This window comes from Enterobacter sp. 5-4 (assembly GCF_000612205.1).
In the GTDB taxonomy this organism is placed as follows: Bacteria; Pseudomonadota; Gammaproteobacteria; order Enterobacterales; family Enterobacteriaceae; genus Enterobacter; species Enterobacter roggenkampii.
In genome coordinates this window covers 192,380-209,658 of record NZ_JFHW01000026.1, presented here as the reverse complement: position 1 = coordinate 209,658, position 17,279 = coordinate 192,380, and the positions used below count along the sequence as shown (strand labels likewise).

The 17,279-nt window shown below is 58.1% G+C and carries 12 protein-coding genes and 1 CRISPR repeat array; of the genes, 8 read left to right on the top strand and 4 right to left on the bottom strand.

Features of this window, described 5'->3' with window-relative positions:
• Window positions 1-68 precede the first annotated feature (68 nt).
• Window positions 69-2,009, bottom strand: coding sequence for a macrolide ABC transporter ATP-binding protein/permease MacB (gene macB / locus AA74_RS0117735; protein ID WP_025912926.1), 1,941 nt, complete (start codon window positions 2,007-2,009; stop codon window positions 69-71).
• Complete coding sequence (macA, locus tag AA74_RS0117730; RefSeq protein ID WP_023327007.1) at window positions 2,006-3,121, bottom strand: macrolide transporter subunit MacA; 1,116 nt, start codon at window positions 3,119-3,121, stop codon at window positions 2,006-2,008. Before macA ends, macB begins: the two co-directional genes overlap by 4 nt.
• A gap of 159 nt (window positions 3,122-3,280) precedes the next feature.
• On the opposite strand from macA, the gene AA74_RS0117725 reads away from it, so the two are divergent.
• Window positions 3,281-4,237 carry a VirK/YbjX family protein gene (locus tag AA74_RS0117725; protein WP_023292896.1) on the top strand — a complete coding sequence of 319 codons (957 nt, stop codon included), beginning with the start codon at window positions 3,281-3,283 and terminating at the stop codon, window positions 4,235-4,237.
• On the opposite strand, the gene AA74_RS0117720 is transcribed toward AA74_RS0117725, so the two are convergent.
• On the bottom strand, window positions 4,234-5,892 hold the full coding sequence (locus AA74_RS0117720) for an ATP-dependent endonuclease (protein WP_008499997.1): 1,659 nt from the start codon (window positions 5,890-5,892) through the stop codon (window positions 4,234-4,236). The genes AA74_RS0117725 and AA74_RS0117720 overlap by 4 nt on opposite strands.
• 290 nt (window positions 5,893-6,182) lie before the next feature.
• Between AA74_RS0117720 and aqpZ the strand changes: the two genes are divergently transcribed.
• The 4 genes from aqpZ (at window position 6,183) to hcr (ending at window position 10,724) form a co-directional block, all read left to right on the top strand.
• Entirely contained in the window at window positions 6,183-6,878 is a 696-nt protein-coding gene (gene aqpZ, locus AA74_RS0117715; protein ID WP_008499998.1) for an aquaporin Z, read from the top strand.
• A 170-nt stretch (window positions 6,879-7,048) separates the two neighbouring features.
• Entirely contained in the window at window positions 7,049-7,948 is a 900-nt protein-coding gene (locus tag AA74_RS0117710) for a lysine exporter LysO family protein (protein ID WP_025912924.1), read from the top strand.
• A gap of 144 nt (window positions 7,949-8,092) precedes the next feature.
• On the top strand, window positions 8,093-9,745 hold the full coding sequence (gene hcp / locus AA74_RS0117705) for a hydroxylamine reductase (RefSeq protein ID WP_025912923.1): 1,653 nt from the start codon (window positions 8,093-8,095) through the stop codon (window positions 9,743-9,745).
• 10 nt (window positions 9,746-9,755) lie between these two features.
• A complete protein-coding gene (gene hcr / locus AA74_RS0117700; RefSeq protein WP_025912922.1) occupies window positions 9,756-10,724 on the top strand; it encodes an NADH oxidoreductase in 969 nt (322 codons plus the stop codon).
• Between the two features lie 146 nt (window positions 10,725-10,870).
• Window positions 10,871-12,284: direct repeats of the CRISPR family, unit length 28 nt; unit sequence TTTCTAAGCTGCCTGTACGGCAGTGAAC.
• Between the two features lie 165 nt (window positions 12,285-12,449).
• On the opposite strand, the gene AA74_RS0117695 is transcribed toward hcr, so the two are convergent.
• Window positions 12,450-12,884, bottom strand: coding sequence for a DoxX family protein (locus AA74_RS0117695; RefSeq protein WP_008500002.1), 435 nt, complete (start codon window positions 12,882-12,884; stop codon window positions 12,450-12,452).
• A gap of 151 nt (window positions 12,885-13,035) precedes the next feature.
• Between AA74_RS0117695 and poxB the strand changes: the two genes are divergently transcribed.
• The 3 genes from poxB to AA74_RS0117680 are packed head-to-tail and all read left to right on the top strand — an operon-like array spanning window position 13,036 to window position 17,241.
• Window positions 13,036-14,754: a ubiquinone-dependent pyruvate dehydrogenase gene (gene poxB / locus AA74_RS0117690; RefSeq protein WP_025912921.1), complete on the top strand. Its 1,719-nt coding sequence runs from the start codon at window positions 13,036-13,038 to the stop codon at window positions 14,752-14,754.
• Between the two features lie 38 nt (window positions 14,755-14,792).
• Entirely contained in the window at window positions 14,793-15,794 is a 1,002-nt protein-coding gene (gene ltaE, locus AA74_RS0117685) for a low-specificity L-threonine aldolase (RefSeq protein ID WP_025912920.1), read from the top strand.
• A gap of 10 nt (window positions 15,795-15,804) precedes the next feature.
• On the top strand, window positions 15,805-17,241 hold the full coding sequence (locus tag AA74_RS0117680; RefSeq protein ID WP_025912919.1) for an SDR family oxidoreductase: 1,437 nt from the start codon (window positions 15,805-15,807) through the stop codon (window positions 17,239-17,241).
• The last annotated feature ends 38 nt before the right edge of the window (window positions 17,242-17,279 follow it).

The window sequence follows — 17,279 nt, the reverse complement described above, 5'->3', positions numbered from 1 at the left end:
CTCTGTTTTATTGTGTACATCCCGCAGTCAAAATGCCAGCCCGATCGGCTGGCATTTTTATTTTCGGGTTATTCCCGAGCCAGCGCATCCACCGGATCCAGCCGCGCCGCGTTGCGGGCGGGCAACCAGCCAAACAAAATGCCGGTAAAGGTTGAACACAAGAATGCGGTAATAATGGCCACCGGCGAGAAGCCAATCTCCCAGCCGGGTAAAAAGAGCTGGAGCGCGAAGGCGATCATCATCGAGAGCGCAATCCCCATCGCACCGCCGACCAGACACACCAGCACGGCTTCAATCAAAAACTGCTGCAGCACGTCGCTGGCTCTGGCCCCGACCGCCATGCGGATGCCAATCTCCCGGGTACGTTCGGTTACCGACACCAGCATGATGTTCATCACCCCGATACCGCCGACGACCAGCGAAATCACCGCCACCAGCGTGAGGAACAGCTGAAGAGTACGTGTGGTCTTTTCTGCCGTTTTCAAGAGGCCGTCCATATTCCAGGTGAAGAAATCTTTCTTCCCGTGGCGCAGGGTGAGCAGCCGCTCAAGCTGCTGTTCGGCCATGGCGCTGTCGTAGCCCTCCTTCACGCGCACGGTGATGGAGTTGAGCCAGGACTGGCCCATAATCCGCCCGGAGATGGTGGTATAGGGAAGCCAGACGCGCAGGATCTTGCTGCTGCCAAACATCGACTGCTTCTCTTCCGCCACGCCGATGACCGTGGCAGGCATGTTGCCGACCAGGATCACTTCGCCCACCACGTTAGCTTTATTGGGGAAAAGCTGCCTGCGCGAGTTTGCGTCCAGCACCACCACCTGCGCCCTGCCCGCCAGCTGTTCGGCGTTAAAGGTGGCGCCTTCGCTGAAGGTCATACCGTAGACGTTGAAATAATCCCCGCTGACGCCGTTCGCGCTGGCCGCCACGTCAACATTGCCCACGCGCAGGCGCAGGTTTTGCGACACCGCAGGCGTGGCGGAGTTGACCCACGGCTGCTTCTGAATGGCCGCCAGATCGTCGTATTTCAGCGCCTGCTGATACTGAGGCTCGTCGTCACCAAAGTCTTTGCCGGGATAGACGTCAATGGTGTTGGTCCCGATTGCGCGGATATCGGCCAGCACCAGCTGCTTGGCCGCATCGCCCACCACCACAATCGACACCACCGAGGCGATACCGATGATAATGCCGAGCATGGTCAGCAGGGTACGCATTTTATTGGCCGCCATCGCCAGCCAGGCCATGGTCAATGCTTCACGAAAGCCGCTGGAAAATTGCCCCCATCCGGTTGATGCCGGAAGCACTTCTTTCGGCGCCGCAGCCCTGGACTCACGCGGCGGCGGGTTGCTGACCAGCTCGCCGTCGTGGATCTCAATGATTCGCTCCGCCTGCGCCGCCACCTGCGGATCGTGGGTCACGATAATGACCGTATGCCCCTGATCGCGAAGCTGGTGCAGGATCGCCATCACCTCTTCGCCGGAATGGCTGTCGAGCGCGCCGGTGGGTTCATCGGCCAGGATCACCTGCCCGCCGTTCATCAGGGCGCGGGCAATACTCACGCGCTGCTGCTGGCCGCCGGACAGCTGCGAGGGCTGATACTCCACCCGCTCCGCCAGCCCCAGACGCGTCAGCAGCATCTGCGCGCGCTCGAGGCGTTTTTTCCGCTCGACGCCCGCATAGACCGCCGGTACTTCTACGTTCTGCGCGGCATTGAGGTGAGAAAGCAGATGGTAACGCTGGAAGATAAAGCCGAAGTGCTCCCGACGCAGCTTCGCCAGCGCGTCGCCGTCCAGCGTTGAGACGTCCGTCCCGGCCACGCGGTACGTACCGCTGGTGGGTTTATCCAGGCAGCCGAGAATGTTCATCAGCGTCGATTTACCGGAGCCCGATGCCCCGACAATCGCCACCATCTCGCCCGCCTCCACGCGCAGGGGGATGCCTTTTAGCACCTCCACCGGGCCATCGCCCGACGGATAGCTGCGGCGAATGTCTTTCAGCTCAAGCAATGCCGTCATTTCGCGGCTCCGGGCAGGCTTTCGCTGATGACAACCTCCTCACCCTCTTCCAGCCCTTTCACCACCACCACGTCGGTGTCGTTGCGCGCGCCAATCACCACTTCGCGCTCGCGCGTTTCGCCGTTGCGCAGCACTTTCACTTTATAGCGGCTATCACCGGCGGACTCACCCAGCGCGGAGAGGGGAATGGTCAGCACGTTCTTCACGCCGGTCAGCTGGATATGCACCTGCGCGGTCATGTCGAGACGCAGCACGCCCTGCGGGTTCGGCACTTCAAAACGGGCATAGTAGAAGATGGCGTCGTTAACCTTTTCCGGCGTCGGGAGAATGTCTTTCAGCACGCCTTCGTAGCGCGTCTGCGGATCGCCCAGCACCGTAAACCAGGCATTCTGCCCCGGTCTGAGATGGATAACGTCCGCCTCCGAGACCTGGGCTTTGACCAGCATGGTGCTCATGTCCGCCAGCGTCAGAATGTTGGGCGCCTGCTGCGCGGCAATCACCGTCTGCCCCTGCAGCGTGGTAATTTGCGTCACTTCCCCGGCCATTGGCGCAACGATTTTGGTGTAGTCGAGGTTGGTTTTCGCCGTATCCAGCGAGGCCTGGTTGCGTTTGATTTGCGCGTCAATCGTGCCAATCTGCGCCTGCTTCACCGCCAGTTCCGTGGTGGCCGTATCTAAATCCTGCTTCGAGATCGCCTGGGTTTTGGCCAGCGCCTGCTGACGGGTCAGCGTCACCTGGGCAAGGTTACGCTCTGCCTGCGCCTGCGCACGCTGCGCGCGCAGCTCCATCAGCGTGGCTTCCACCTCGCGGATCTGGTTCTCGGCCTGTTCAGGATCGATCACGCCGAGCAGCTGGCCTTTTTTTACCTTATCGCCAATCTCAACCGACAGCGTTTTCAGCTGACCGCTGACCTGTGCGCCAACGTCAACCTTGCGCAGGGCATCAAGTTTGCCCGTCGCGAGGACGTTTTGTTGCAGTTCGCCCGGACGAACAATCAGCGTCTGATACTGCGGCACCGGCGCATTCAGCACCTGCCATAGCCAGTACCCACCGGCTAACACCACGACCGCCAGCAGCAGAAACAGCGTTCTGCGTTTTCCCTTGAGGTTCATAAATATTCCAAATAAATGTTCTGGCAATGATAAATGCTGATTCTATCTAAACGACTCCTCAACGAAACCCCTGTTCTCCGAAATCGTCACAATTTGTTTACGAGACGTTGAAAGTCCGCCTGCTGAAATGGAGATCTTCATCAAGAAGCAGGATCTAACATGTCTTCCATCGTCGATACACCTTTTTCAAACCTGCCACAGCCTGCATCGGGTTGGCAGCTCTTCAGTCATCTGGCTTCCGGTAAGCTCACGCCAGGGCTGGCGTGGCAAAACCCCGCCTATCGACGTAAATTCATGCTACGTTCGCTGGCGACGCCTGTAAGTACCGCTCGCCTGTTGACGAGCCTTGCAAAACAGCCGAGCCTGATGCAAATGCTGCAGGTGCAGCCAGGACTGCCGTGCCGTCTGCATCGCCCCTGGCTGACGGTGAATATGGATCGCCAGCAGGCCCTTGAGTCCCTTAACTGGCACTATCAAACGATGAGCCGCCATATGCCGGCATCGCTGCTCTCGGGTTATCTGTCGAAAAAGGGCTTCACGCTGCTCACCTTAACCGGTAAAGATGAAGAGCAATTTACCGTCCGCCTGTGCGCCGATGCGTTTCTGGATAAAGAAGGGGAAGCCACCCTCGCCTTCTGCGACCATCAGAATACGGTGCTGGCCGAGATGACCTTCACCCTGTGCCAGCTTGAGGGAAAATCGACGCTGTTTATCGGCGGCCTGCAGGGCGCAAAAGCCCACGTTCCCCATGAGCTGATCCAGGGTGCGACGAAGGCCTGCCATGGTCTGTTCCCGAAACGTCTGCTGGTCGAAGCCGCCATGACTCTCGGCACCGCCTTCCCGGTAGAACAGATTGTCGCCGTCAGTAACGACACCCATATTTATCGCAGCTGGCGCTACCGCAAGAAAAAAGAGGGGAAACTGTTGGCCGATTACGACAGTTTCTGGATCTCCATCGGCGGCGAAAAGCAGGATAGCGGCAACTTCATGCTGCCACTCGTCATGCCGCGTAAACCGATGGAAGAGATCGCGAGCAAAAAACGCTCCGAATATCGCCGCCGCTACGCGCTGCTGGACAGCCTGATTCAGCAGGTGAACCAGGCGACTCAACGTTAATCCGCTCTCCCGCGTGCCAGCCACAGCACGCGGGAAAACATCTTCCGCAGCAGGGTCGGCACCGCCTCCACGCCCCGTCTCCCCGCTTCCGTCGCCACTTCAATGGCTAAATCCGGTTTTGAAGAACGATGAATAGCTTTGGCGATCACGCGCCGCATGTTCATCGGGACATCGACCGGCACCATGGCAATTCGGTGGAATACGTCGTCGAACCCCTGACGATACATAAAGTGTTCCATGTCCATCGCGGGCAGCATGGTTAAATGGTCGCGCTCTTCCTCGCGCTCGTTATTCAGCAGGCTACGCACGGTCGAGGCATATTTTTTGCCCGCCTCATCACCGTCGACCAGAACGTGCCACTCGATCCCCATCCGGCGGGCAAATTTGATCAGCGGCTTGAGTCCCGACTGGGCGAATTCAATCACCTTAATGCCTTCCGCATCAAAATGGTGGCCGCACTGGCGCGCCAGTTCGTTGATGACCCAGGTTTCCGTCTCTCCTTCCACCAGCAGCCAGCAGCGGGCAAAGAGCGACGACGCGCGGTTAAAGCGAATATGAAACGCGATGCGCCGCCCGTCTTCCGCGTTCAATCCACCCGGACCTAACCGGTAGGCGGAGACGCGGGAAGATTCACGCACCAGACGACAGACGTGCTCGACCGGCGTCAGCGATAATAATTCACCGGAATTGGTGGTCGTAACGCGCTGGAGCGGCAGCAGGTTCAGCAGATGCCATGCCACGGAGAGCATGATGGGATGCAGGCGCGTTTCCGGGTCTTCCACCAGCAGCAGCGGCCTGGCGTCCCGGTCAAGACGAACGGTGCCTTTGGCCTGCAGAAGCGTTGAAAACAGCCCCAGCAAAATCACCCGATGGGTACGACCACCGGGCCGGTCGATCATCCGGTTAATGATATCGAGGTAGCGCCAGCTGCGCTGTTCGTCATGAGAGCGGCGGCGCATCAGGCGATGGCGCGACTCCGACGTTCCCTGCTCGGAAAAATAGTGCTCCAGCAGCTGTACCATTGCGGACAACCCCTGACGAATTTGACCGTCGGTCAGATTCTGCGGACGCGACACCAGCTCTCTCGCCAGAAAATCCAGCTCGCGGGCGGTGACTTCCACTTCCGGCATATTTGGTACGGTACCGTTACGAATGCGCCGCATAAAACGCGCGTCGCGCAGGCGCAGCACCGGCGTCAGGCGGATCAGATGGCGGGCCAGATCGTCGATATTGTCCAGCGGGATCGGGCTGGCCTTCTCATCAAGAAAATCACGCAGGGTCAACACGCCCTCGTTTTCCGCCATCTCCCCTTCCAGCCGGTAGAATATCCGGTGGAAACCATCATCGCACGGCACCCAGCAGGGTGACAGCGGGCGGAAGCGACGCACCCGATGGCGCCCGGGTTCGGATTCGCGGAACGTCAGGATGATATGCAGGTGCTTCTCGCGCCCCGTCACGTCGCCGGGCGGGAACCAGAAATCGTCGCGAACGAAGTGATAAAGATCGTCTTCGGGCGAAAGCAGTAACGTCAGCGCATCCAGCAGGCTGGACTTACCCCAGGCGTTCTCGCCGATCAGGACGTTGTTCTGTTCCAGCTGCAGCGACAGGCGGTTAATACCGCGAAACCCGACAATTTCCACACGTTCGAGAAGCATAAATCCCCCGCGCAATATTCACTTTTTCCTTTAAGTTATCAGCAGTATAGCGGGAGGCGGACTGTCACGACAGCACAACATTCACCCTGACGAGAATTGGTCTATGCTCTATTTACCGCTGATTTGAACAAGGATTGACATCACATTGCCTTAAATCAAATTAATCGAATTTATTTAAGTGGCGAAGGGGTGTTATTGGTTTCTAAAATACGGACTCTTTGAGTCGTCATCCCTTTATGGCGATATATCCCGCGCGCGGGAAAGCGTGCGGAAAATTATTTGAGGTGGTTATGTTTAGAAAATTGGCAGCAGAATGCTTTGGTACATTCTGGCTGGTATTTGGTGGCTGCGGTAGCGCCGTTCTGGCAGCAGCATTCCCGGAATTAGGTATCGGTTTTGTCGGCGTCGCGCTGGCATTTGGTTTAACCGTATTAACCATGGCCTTTGCCGTGGGGCATATTTCCGGCGGTCATTTTAACCCGGCAGTGACATTAGGTTTATGGGCCGGCGGTCGTTTTCCGGCGAAAGAGGTAATTGGTTATATTGTCGCTCAGGTGGTGGGCGGTATTATCGCAGCGGGCGTTCTGTACGTCATTGCCAGCGGTAAAGCTGGCTTCGACGCGGCGGCCAGCGGCTTCGCCTCTAACGGCTTCGGCGAGCATTCTCCGGGCGGTTATTCCATGCTGTCTGCCATCGTGATTGAAATTGTGCTGACCGCAGGTTTCCTGCTGGTGATCCACGGCGCAACCGACAAACACGCGCCAGCCGGTTTCGCACCGATCGCCATTGGTCTGGCACTGACGCTTATCCACCTGATCTCCATTCCGGTCACCAACACCTCCGTTAACCCGGCACGCAGCACCGCCGTCGCCATCTTCCAGGGCGGCTGGGCGCTTGAGCAGCTCTGGCTGTTCTGGGTGATGCCGATTATCGGCGGTATCCTGGGTGGCGTGCTATACCGCACCCTGCTGGAAAAACGCGATTAATTGCGCGCGGTGTCGGGTGGCGCTAACGCTTACCCGACCCACGTGAGTGTGCACTTGTAGGCCGGGTAAGGCGCAGCCGCCACCCGGCTTTTTTATTGCCGCTTTACTGAACAGTCTTTATTGGGTAGTGTCTCTGGCGCTCAACAGATACTCAAAAGGACCGGCTGTTCATGTTTTCAGGACTCCTCATTATTCTGCTGCCCCTGATTGTGGGCTATCTCATCCCGCTGCACAGAGAATCCGCATTACGGCTTATCAACCGTTTTCTCAGCTGGATTGTTTACGTCATTCTTTTCTTTATGGGGATCAGCCTGGCCTTCCTGGATAATCTGGCGACGAATCTGCTTTCCATCCTGCATTATTCTTTGGTCACCGTGGTGGTTATTTTGCTGTGTAATATCGCCGCATTATTCTGGCTTGAGCGCACCGTTCCGTGGAAAAACCATCATCATCAGGAAAAACTGCCTTCCCGAATTGCGATGGCGCTGGAATCATTAAAACTGTGCGGCGTCGTGGTGCTCGGTTTTCTTCTTGGGCTGACCGGCTGGGCATTTTTACAGCACGCGACAGAGGCCAGTGAATATACGCTAATTTTCCTGCTGTTCCTGATCGGTATCCAGCTGCGAAATAATGGCATGACGCTGAAGCAAATTGTTTTAAACCGTCGGGGAATGATGGTTGCGGTCATTGTGGTCGCCAGTTCCATGGTAGCGGGCGTCATTAACGCCTTTATTCTCGACCTGCCGCTGAAAACCGGCCTGGCGATGGCGTCAGGCTTTGGCTGGTATTCCCTCTCCGGTATCCTGCTGACCGAGTCCTTTGGCCCGGTCATCGGCAGTGCCGCCTTCTTTAACGATCTGGCGCGCGAGCTGCTCGCCATTATGCTGATCCCGGGGCTGGTTCGCCGCAGCCGCTCTACCGCGCTGGGCCTGTGCGGCGCGACGTCGATGGACTTTACCCTGCCAGTATTGCAACGCTCTGGTGGACTGGAGATGGTGCCCGCCGCCATCGTTCACGGCTTTATTTTAAGCCTGCTGGTTCCGGTTCTGATGGCCGTCTTCTCGGCCTGATACCTCTTTGGCGGTAGGGTGCCTGCCGCCAAAATTGCGCTAAATCAATCTCCCTCTATTTTGTAGCAGAAAGCCCTTTTCTCCGTTCTGGCACAGGCATAATCTTAAACATGTATATCAAATATAACTTTAACAGGTGTGATTATGTTTTGTGTGCAATGTGAACAAACCATCCGTACCCCGGCAGGCAATGGCTGCTCTTACGCACAGGGTATGTGCGGCAAAACCGCAGAAACATCTGACCTTCAGGACCTGCTGATTGCCGCCCTGCAAGGCCTTTCCGCATGGGCGTACAAAGCCCGCGAATACGGCATCATCGACCACTACGTCGACAGCTTCGCCCCGCGCGCCTTCTTCTCCACGCTGACCAACGTTAACTTCGACTCTCCGCGCATTGTCGGCTATGCCCGCGAAGCCATTGCCCTGCGTGAAGCGCTAAAAGCGCAGTGCCTGATGGCGGATGCTAACGCCCGCGTGGAAAACCCGATGTCTGAACTCCAGCTGGTGAGCGACGATCTCGGCGATCTGCAGCGTCAGGCGGCAGAATTCACCCCAAACAAAGACAAAGCAGCGATTGGCGAGAACATTCTCGGCCTGCGCCTGCTGTGCCTGTACGGCCTGAAAGGCGCTGCGGCCTATATGGAACACGCGCACGTGCTCGGTCAGTACGATAACGACATCTACGCCCAGTACCATAAAATCATGGCGTGGCTGGGCACCTGGCCTGCCGATATGAACGCGCTGCTGGAATGCTCAATGGAAATCGGCCAGATGAATTTCCGCGTGATGAGCATTCTGGACGCGGGTGAAACCGGCACCTACGGCCACCCGACGCCGACGCAGGTCAACGTCAAAGCGACCGAGGGCAAATGCATCCTGATCTCCGGTCATGACCTGAAAGATCTCTACAACCTGCTGAAGCAAACCGAAGGCACCGGCGTTAACGTCTATACCCACGGTGAAATGCTGCCAGCGCACGGCTATCCGGAGCTGCGTAAATTCAAGCACCTGATCGGTAACTACGGCAGCGGCTGGCAGAACCAGCAGGTGGAATTTGCCCGCTTCCCCGGTCCTATCGTGATGACCTCTAACTGCATCATCGACCCGACCGTGGGCGCGTATGACGACCGCATCTGGACCCGCAGCATCGTCGGCTGGCCGGGCGTGAGCCATCTTGAAGGTGACGATTTCGGACCGGTGATAGCGCAAGCGAAGCAGATGGCAGGCTTCCCGTACAGCGAGATCCCGCATCTGATCACCGTCGGCTTCGGTCGTGAAACCCTGCTCGGTGCCGCCGATTCGCTGATCGATCTCGTCAGCCGCGAAAAGCTGCGCCACATCTTCCTCGTCGGCGGCTGCGACGGCGCACGCGGCGAGCGTAACTACTTCACCGATTTCGCCACCCGCGTGCCGGAAGACTGCCTGATCCTGACCCTGGCGTGCGGTAAATACCGTTTCAACAAGCTGGACTTCGGCAACATCGAAGGCCTGCCGCGCCTGATCGATGCGGGCCAGTGTAACGATGCTTACTCGGCCATTATTCTGGCGGTCACGCTGGCGGAAAAACTGGGCTGCGGCGTCAACGATCTGCCGCTCTCGCTGGTGCTCTCCTGGTTTGAGCAGAAAGCGATTGTCATCCTGCTGACCCTGCTCTCTCTGGGCGTGACCAACATCGTGACCGGCCCGACAGCGCCAGGCTTCCTGACGCCGGACCTGCTGGCCGTGCTGAACGAGAAATTCGGCCTGCGTTCCGTGACCAACGTTGAAGATGATATGAAGCAGCTGTTGAGCGCGTAAGGAGTAATTTATGACCATGCCAACCTCACAATGCCCGTGGCGGATGCAGGTGCATCACATCCATCAGGAGACGCCGGATGTGTGGACGCTGTCGCTGCTGTGCCACGACTACTATCCGTACCGAGCAGGTCAGTATGCGCTGGTTAGCGTTCGCCATTCGGCGGACACCCTGCGCGCCTACACCCTCTCCTCCACGCCGGGCGTCAGCGAATACATCACGCTCACCGTCCGCCGCATTGATGACGGTGCCGGCTCTCAGTGGCTGACCCGTGACGTGAAGCGCGGAGATTACATCTGGCTCTCCGACGCCCAGGGTGATTTCACCTGTGACGACAAAGCGGACGATAAATTCCTGCTGCTGGCGGCAGGCTGTGGCGTAACGCCGATTATGTCAATGCGCCGCTGGCTGGCAAAAAACCGCCCGCAGGCCGACGTGCAGGCGATCTTCAGCGTGCGCTCTCCGGACGATGTCATTTTTGCCGAGGAGTGGCGTGATTATCCGGTGACGCTGTTGGCTGAGCACAACGCGACGCACGGTTTTGTGCCCGGTCGCCTGAGCCGCGAGCTGCTGCAAAGCGTGCCGGATATCGCGAACCGCACCGTGATGACCTGCGGCCCGGCGCCGTACATGGCTATCGTGGAAGAAGACGTGAAAGCGCTCGGCGTGACCCGTTTCTTCAAAGAGCAGTTCTTCACGCCGGTGGCGGAAGCGGCAACCAGCGGGATTCAGTTCACCAAACTGCAGCCTGCGCAGACCTTCTTTGGCCGCGTGGGCACGACGCTGCTGGAGGCGCTGGAAAGCAACAACGTGCCGGTGGCGGCGGCCTGCCGTGCCGGGGTGTGCGGCTGCTGTAAAACAAAGGTGGTTTCCGGGGAGTACACCGTCACCAGCACCATGACGCTGTCCGACGCGGAAATTGCCGAGGGTTACGTGCTGGCATGCTCGTGCCATCCGCAGGGCGATCTGGTCTTCGCATAAACAATAAACGTTCGTTCGTAGGCCCGGTAAGCGTCAGCGCCACCGGGCTTTTTTGCCGGGTGGCACTGCGTTTACCCGGCCTACGTTGTGCCTACTGCCTGTTCGGCATTGGACCCTAACCACCGACGCTTACCCGGCTGAAGTGCTTTCTAAGCTGCCTGTACGACAGTGAACTAGTCGGCCTTCTTTTGGCGGCAAGCCACAGATTTCTAAGCTGCCTGTACGGCAGTGAACATGCCGTTCCGACATTTAAATGGCTTTATTTATTTCTAAGCTGCCTGTACGGCAGTGAACAGGTGCGCATATGCGTATTCTGAGGCTCTCATTTTCTAAGCTGCCTGTACGGCAGTGAACGGGCTGCACAACGAGCGAAAGCGCATCATCGTTTTCTAAGCTGCCTGTACGGCAGTGAACTCCGGCAGCTGCGTGCGTCTTCTGGCGGCTCATTTCTAAGCTGCCTGTACGGCAGTGAACTCTCTTCTAATGACGGATCTGTAGTTAATGACGTTTCTAAGCTGCCTGTACGGCAGTGAACGCCTGCAAGCTGCCGCCGCTGCGCGCTCTATCTTTCTAAGCTGCCTGTACGGCAGTGAACCCGGCCCGGCGTGATATCGTCTCTGGACTCCTTTTCTAAGCTGCCTGTACGGCAGTGCACTAATCCATCTTCACCTCACTATGAATTTTTGATTTCTAAGCTGCCTGTACGGCAGTGCACGCGTTCGGCGCCGTGGTGTCGCGGCCGCCGGTTTTCTAAGCTGCCTGTACGGCAGTGCACAGTTGGCTCAGCGGGATTCATGTCGGTACTCAGTTTCTAAGCTGCCTGTACGGCAGTGCACGCGAAGCTACGCAGCCCCTGCTGCACCCATGTTTTCTAAGCTGCCTGTACGGCAGTGCACGGTCTGCAATGGCTCGAGCAACGATTGCCCGCTTTCTAAGCTGCCTGTACGGCAGTGCGCAGGTTATTATGAGTATTGCGGCCGCTGCCATTTTTCTAAGCTGCCTGTACGGCAGTGCACTGTGCGTCCGTGCCGATCTTACATATCAACAGTTTCTAAGCTGCCTGTACGGCAGTGCACCGAACTATCCGTTACTTCGCCTGTGGTGAATACTTTCTAAGCTGCCTGTACGGCAGTGCACATTGTTAATTACGACAAGGTTGTCACTCGCGGCTTTCTAAGCTGCCTGTACGGCAGTGCACCACGGCACAATAAATTTAAGCCAGTCTTTGACGTTTCTAAGCTGCCTGTACGGCAGTGCACATTTCGCGTCGTGGGGCGACCGCGATTCCGACTTTCTAAGCTGCCTGTACGGCAGTGAACGTATGGTTTTCTGCTCATATGAGGCCTCAAAATTTCTAAGCTGCCTGTACGGCAGTGAACGCAGAGGTCAAAGGCACTTCCCCGCGCAAGCTTTTCTAAGCTGCCTGTACGGCAGTGAACTTGCTTTTATTCAGCAACAGGACGGCGCAGCCTTTCTAAGCTGCCTGTACGGCAGTGAACATATCCAAATTTCCAGCAGGACTGTAAAACAGATTTCTAAGCTGCCTGTACGGCAGTGAACTGGAACAATCTACACCTATCTTCTTGTGATATAAAGAAATCCCTCTAAAATTCTCCGTAAACCTTTTTTTCATCACCAACAATTCACCGTTGTGAAATCAACAACTTAAAACTTACCAATAAAAAAGGGTCCGTAGACCCCTTCCCTCGGAACAGATTCCAACCCCTACCGCCACGCAGGTGCTTTCCCCAGCGCAAACCGCCCTGCCCCTAAAAACGCCACCGCCAGCGAGCCGATAAAGAAGTACACCAGGCTTTCAATCGCCCATGCCCCGACCTTGTCGAGCGCGAATGTCTCATCCAATCCCACCATCAGCCACGCCACGATCATCGTAAACGCCAGCACCAGCGCGGCCGGGCGCGTAAAGAGCCCGACAATAATCAGGATCGGCGCCACCACTTCGCCAATCAACACGCCGTAGGCAATAAACCCCGGCAGCCCTTTCTCCACAAGCATACCGCTGATAAAGCCCACCCCACCAAACAGCTTATGCAAACCATGAAAGAGCATCAGCCCGCCGACGGCAAGTCGTAACAAGAGTTTGCCAAGATCGTCGCACGATAGCTTTTCATTAACAGCAATTAACAATGATTTAACCATTTGAAATGATTCCTGTTTTCACTGAGGTATCACCAGATTATGCCGAAGCGTTGCGCGTGAAAAGCACCTTTTAATTGGGGGGATCTGACGGGCAATACGGAGACTTTCTTCTAAGCTTGTAAGCGTTATCACAAAAAGGAGACGGACAACCATGAAACAAACCGTGGCTGCATATATAGCGAAAACGCTCGAACAGGCTGGCGTAAAACGTATCTGGGGCGTCACCGGCGATTCCCTGAACGGACTCAGCGACAGCCTTAACAAGATGAAGACCATTGAATGGATGCCGACCCGCCATGAAGAGGTTGCCGCGTTCGCCGCAGGCGCTGAAGCACAGCTTACGGGTGAGCTGGCCGTCTGCGCCGGATCCTGCGGGCCGGGTAACCTGCACCTGATCAACGGCCTTTTCGACTGTCACCGTAACCACGTTCCGGTGCTGGCGATTGCCGCCCACATCCCCTCGTCCGAAATCGGCAGCGGCTATTTTCAGGAGACGCATCCGCAGGAGCTGTTCCGTGAATGCAGCCACTATTGCGAACTGGTTTCATCCCCGGAGCAGATCCCGCAGGTTCTGGCGATCGCCATGCGCAAGGCCGTGCTGAATCGCGGCGTGTCCGTGGTCGTTATCCCGGGCGACGTGGCGCTCAAGGCCGCGCCGGAAGGAGCCAGCACCCACTGGTACCATGCCCCGCAGCCGGTGGTGACGCCTGCCGAGGAGGAGCTGAAAAAGCTGGCGCAGCTGCTGCGTTACGCCAGCAATATCGCCCTGATGTGCGGCAGCGGCTGTGCGGGCGCGCATAAAGAGCTGCTGGAATTTGCCGGAAAGCTGAAAGCCCCGATCGTCCACGCCCTGCGCGGCAAAGAGCACGTCGAATACGATAACCCCTACGATGTAGGCATGACCGGTCTGATCGGTTTTTCCAGTGGCTTCCACACCATGATGAACGCCGACACGCTGATCCTGCTCGGCACCCAGTTCCCGTACCGCGCGTTTTACCCGACGGATGCCAAAATCATTCAGATTGATATCAACCCGGCCAGCATCGGCGCGCACAGCAAGGTCGATATGGCGCTGGTGGGCGACATCAAATCTACCCTTGCCGCCCTGCTGCCGCTGCTGGAAGAGAAAACCGATCGCAAGTTCCTCGATAAAGCACTAAGCGACTATCGCGATGCCCGCAAGGGTCTGGACGATCTCGCCAAACCGAGCGACAAAGCCATTCACCCGCAGTATCTGGCGCAGCAGATCAGCCATTTCGCGGACGAAGACGCCATTTTCACCTGCGACGTAGGCACGCCAACCGTCTGGGCGGCACGCTACCTGAAAATGAACGGCAAACGCCGACTGCTCGGCTCGTTCAACCACGGCTCGATGGCTAACGCCATGCCGCAGGCGCTGGGCGCAAAAGCGACGGCGCCGGAGCGTCAGGTGGTGGCGATGTGCGGCGACGGCGGGTTCAGCATGCTGATGGGTGATTTCCTGTCGGTGGTGCAGATGAAGCTTCCGCTGAAAATCGTGGTCTTCAACAACAGCGTGCTGGGCTTCGTGGCGATGGAGATGAAGGCTGGAGGCTATCTGACGGACGGCACCGAGCTGCACGACACCAACTTTGCCCGCATCGCCGAGGCCTGCGGCATCACCGGCATCCGCGTGGAGAAAGCGTCCGAGGTGGATGAAGCCCTGCAGCGCGCCTTCTCCATCGACGGCCCGGTACTGGTGGATGTGGTCGTCGCCAAAGAGGAGCTGGCCATCCCGCCACAGATCAAGCTGGAGCAGGCCAAAGGCTTTAGCCTGTACATGCTCCGCGCGATCATCAGCGGGCGCGGTGACGAGGTGATCGAACTGGCAAAAACCAACTGGCTCAGGTAAAACATCTGGCATCGCCTTTTTAAATATAAGGACATGCCATGATTGATTTACGCAGTGATACCGTTACCCGCCCGAGTCGCGCCATGCTCGAAGAGATGATGGCCGCCCCGGTCGGGGACGACGTCTACGGCGATGACCCGACGGTCAACGAACTGCAGCGCTATGCCGCAGAGCTGAGCGGAAAAGAGGCCGCCCTGTTCCTGCCCACCGGCACGCAGGCCAACCTGGTGGCGCTGCTCAGCCACTGCGAGCGCGGTGAAGAGTATATCGTCGGCCAGGGCGCGCATAACTATCTCTACGAAGCAGGCGGTGCCGCGGTGCTCGGCAGCATTCAGCCGCAGCCGATCGACGCTGCGCCGGACGGCACCCTGCCCCTTGATAAAGTCGCGGCGAAAATCAAAGCCGATGATATTCATTTTGCCCGCACCCGTCTGCTCAGCCTCGAAAACACCCACAACGGCAAGGTCCTGCCGCGCGAATACCTGAAGGCGGCGTGGGAGTTTACCCGCGAGCGCGGGCTCGGTCTGCACGTGGATGGCGCGCGCATCTTCAACGCCGTGGTGGCGTACGGCTGCGCGCTGAAAGAAATTACGCAATATTGCGACTCGTTCACCATCTGCCTCTCTAAAGGGCTGGGCACCCCAGTGGGTTCCCTGCTGGTGGGCAATGCGGACTACATCAAGCGCGCCAACCGCTGGCGCAAAATGACCGGCGGCGGCATGCGTCAGGCGGGTATTCTGGCGGCAGCCGGGCTGTATGCCCTGAAAAACAACGTGGCGCGCCTGAAGGACGATCACGACAACGCCGCGTGGATGGCGGCGCAGCTGCGTGAAATTGGCGCCGACGTGATGCGCCACGACACCAACATGCTGTTTGTCCGCGTGGGCGATGACCACGCCGCTGCGCTTGGCGAGTTCATGAAAGCACGTGGCGTGCTGATCAACGCCTCACCTGTGGTGCGTCTGGTCATGCATCTCGACGTCAACCGCGAGCAGCTGGCCGACGTGGTAAAACACTGGCAGGCGTTTTTACAGCGATAAGGAGCATCACGTGCCGCAACGCATTCTGGTGCTCGGCGCCAGCGGGTATATCGGTCAGCATCTCACCGCGGCGTTAAGCCAGCAGGGGCACCAGGTGCTGGCTGCGGCACGCAACACCGAACGCCTGCAAAAACTCAGTTTAGCGGGCGTTACCTGTCACAACGTTGACCTCAACTGGCCAAAGTCGCTTCCCGCGCTGCTGGACGGGGTCGACACCCTTTACTACCTGGTACACAGCATGGGCGAAGGCGGGGATTTTATCGCCCACGAGCGTCAGGTGGCGATGAATGTCCGCGATGCCCTGCTGCAAACCCCGGTGAAGCAGGTGATTTTTCTCAGTTCACTCCAGGCACCTGAACACGAGCAGTCCGATCACCTGCGCGCCCGCCAGCTGACGGCGGACATCCTGCGGGGGGCAAATATCCCCGTCACCGAACTGCGCGCCGGGATCATCGTCGGCGCAGGCTCTGCCGCCTTCGAAGTGATGCGCGATATGGTCTACAACCTGCCGGTGCTCACGCCGCCGCGCTGGGTCCGTTCGCGCACCACGCCGATTGCGCTGGAGAACCTGCTGCATTATCTGGTGGCCCTGCTGGATCATCCGCCGGAGCAACACCGCGTGCTCGAGGCGGCAGGCCCGGATGTGCTGAGCTATCAGGCGCAGTTCGAACATTTCATGCGCGTCAGCGGACGCCGCCGCTGGCTGATCCCCATTCCCTTCCCGACCCGCTGGATTTCGGTGTGGTTTTTGAATGTCATCACCTCGGTGCCGCCGACGACCGCCAAAGCGCTTATTCAGGGGCTGAAGCACGATCTGCTGGCCGACGATCGCGCGCTGCGCGCCTTAATTCCTCAGGATCTGATCCGCTTTGACGATGCCGTGCGCAATACGCTCAAGGAAGAAGAACAGCTGGTGAACTCCAGCGACTGGGGCTACGACGCCCAGGCCTTTGCCCGCTGGCGGCCTGAGTATGGTTATTACCCGAAACAGGCGGGCTGCACGGTGAAAACCTCCGCGAGCCTGGCCGCGCTCTGGGAGGTGGTGAACCAGATTGGCGGCAAAGAACGGTATTTCTTCGGTAATCTCCTCTGGCAAACGCGCGGGGCGATGGACCTGCTGGTGGGCCACCGGCTGGCGAAAGGCCGCCCGGCACGCCCGTATCTTGAGGTGGGCGACGCAGTCGACAGCTGGAAGGTGATCGTCGTCGAACCGGAAAAACAGCTGGCGCTGTTGTTCGGCATGAAAGCCCCGGGGCTGGGCCGACTCTGCTTTACCCTGAAAGACAAAGGCGATCATCGTGAACTGGACGTGCGCGCCTGGTGGCACCCGCACGGAATGCCGGGTCTGTTCTACTGGCTGTTGATGATCCCTGCCCACCTGTTTATCTTCCGGGGAATGGCGAAACGCATTGCGCAACGGGCAGAACAAAAGACGGAAAAGATCTAAATAAAACTCTCTTTCTTTCACCTTTCCCATTGCATAGC

What these genes read in the sequence shown, in the direction of transcription:
- poxB (WP_025912921.1), top strand. Translation starts at nt 13,036, where the DNA reads ATGAAACAAACCGTGGCTGCATATATAGCGAAAACGCTCGAACAGGCT.
- macB (WP_025912926.1), bottom strand. Translation starts at nt 2,009, where the DNA reads ATGACGGCATTGCTTGAGCTGAAAGACATTCGCCGCAGCTATCCGTCG.
- hcr (WP_025912922.1), top strand. Translation starts at nt 9,756, where the DNA reads ATGACCATGCCAACCTCACAATGCCCGTGGCGGATGCAGGTGCATCAC.
- macA (WP_023327007.1), bottom strand. Translation starts at nt 3,121, where the DNA reads ATGAACCTCAAGGGAAAACGCAGAACGCTGTTTCTGCTGCTGGCGGTC.
- aqpZ (WP_008499998.1), top strand. Translation starts at nt 6,183, where the DNA reads ATGTTTAGAAAATTGGCAGCAGAATGCTTTGGTACATTCTGGCTGGTA.
- ltaE (WP_025912920.1), top strand. Translation starts at nt 14,793, where the DNA reads ATGATTGATTTACGCAGTGATACCGTTACCCGCCCGAGTCGCGCCATG.
- AA74_RS0117695 (WP_008500002.1), bottom strand. Translation starts at nt 12,884, where the DNA reads ATGGTTAAATCATTGTTAATTGCTGTTAATGAAAAGCTATCGTGCGAC.
- AA74_RS0117710 (WP_025912924.1), top strand. Translation starts at nt 7,049, where the DNA reads ATGTTTTCAGGACTCCTCATTATTCTGCTGCCCCTGATTGTGGGCTAT.
- AA74_RS0117725 (WP_023292896.1), top strand. Translation starts at nt 3,281, where the DNA reads ATGTCTTCCATCGTCGATACACCTTTTTCAAACCTGCCACAGCCTGCA.
- hcp (WP_025912923.1), top strand. Translation starts at nt 8,093, where the DNA reads ATGTTTTGTGTGCAATGTGAACAAACCATCCGTACCCCGGCAGGCAAT.
- AA74_RS0117720 (WP_008499997.1), bottom strand. Translation starts at nt 5,892, where the DNA reads ATGCTTCTCGAACGTGTGGAAATTGTCGGGTTTCGCGGTATTAACCGC.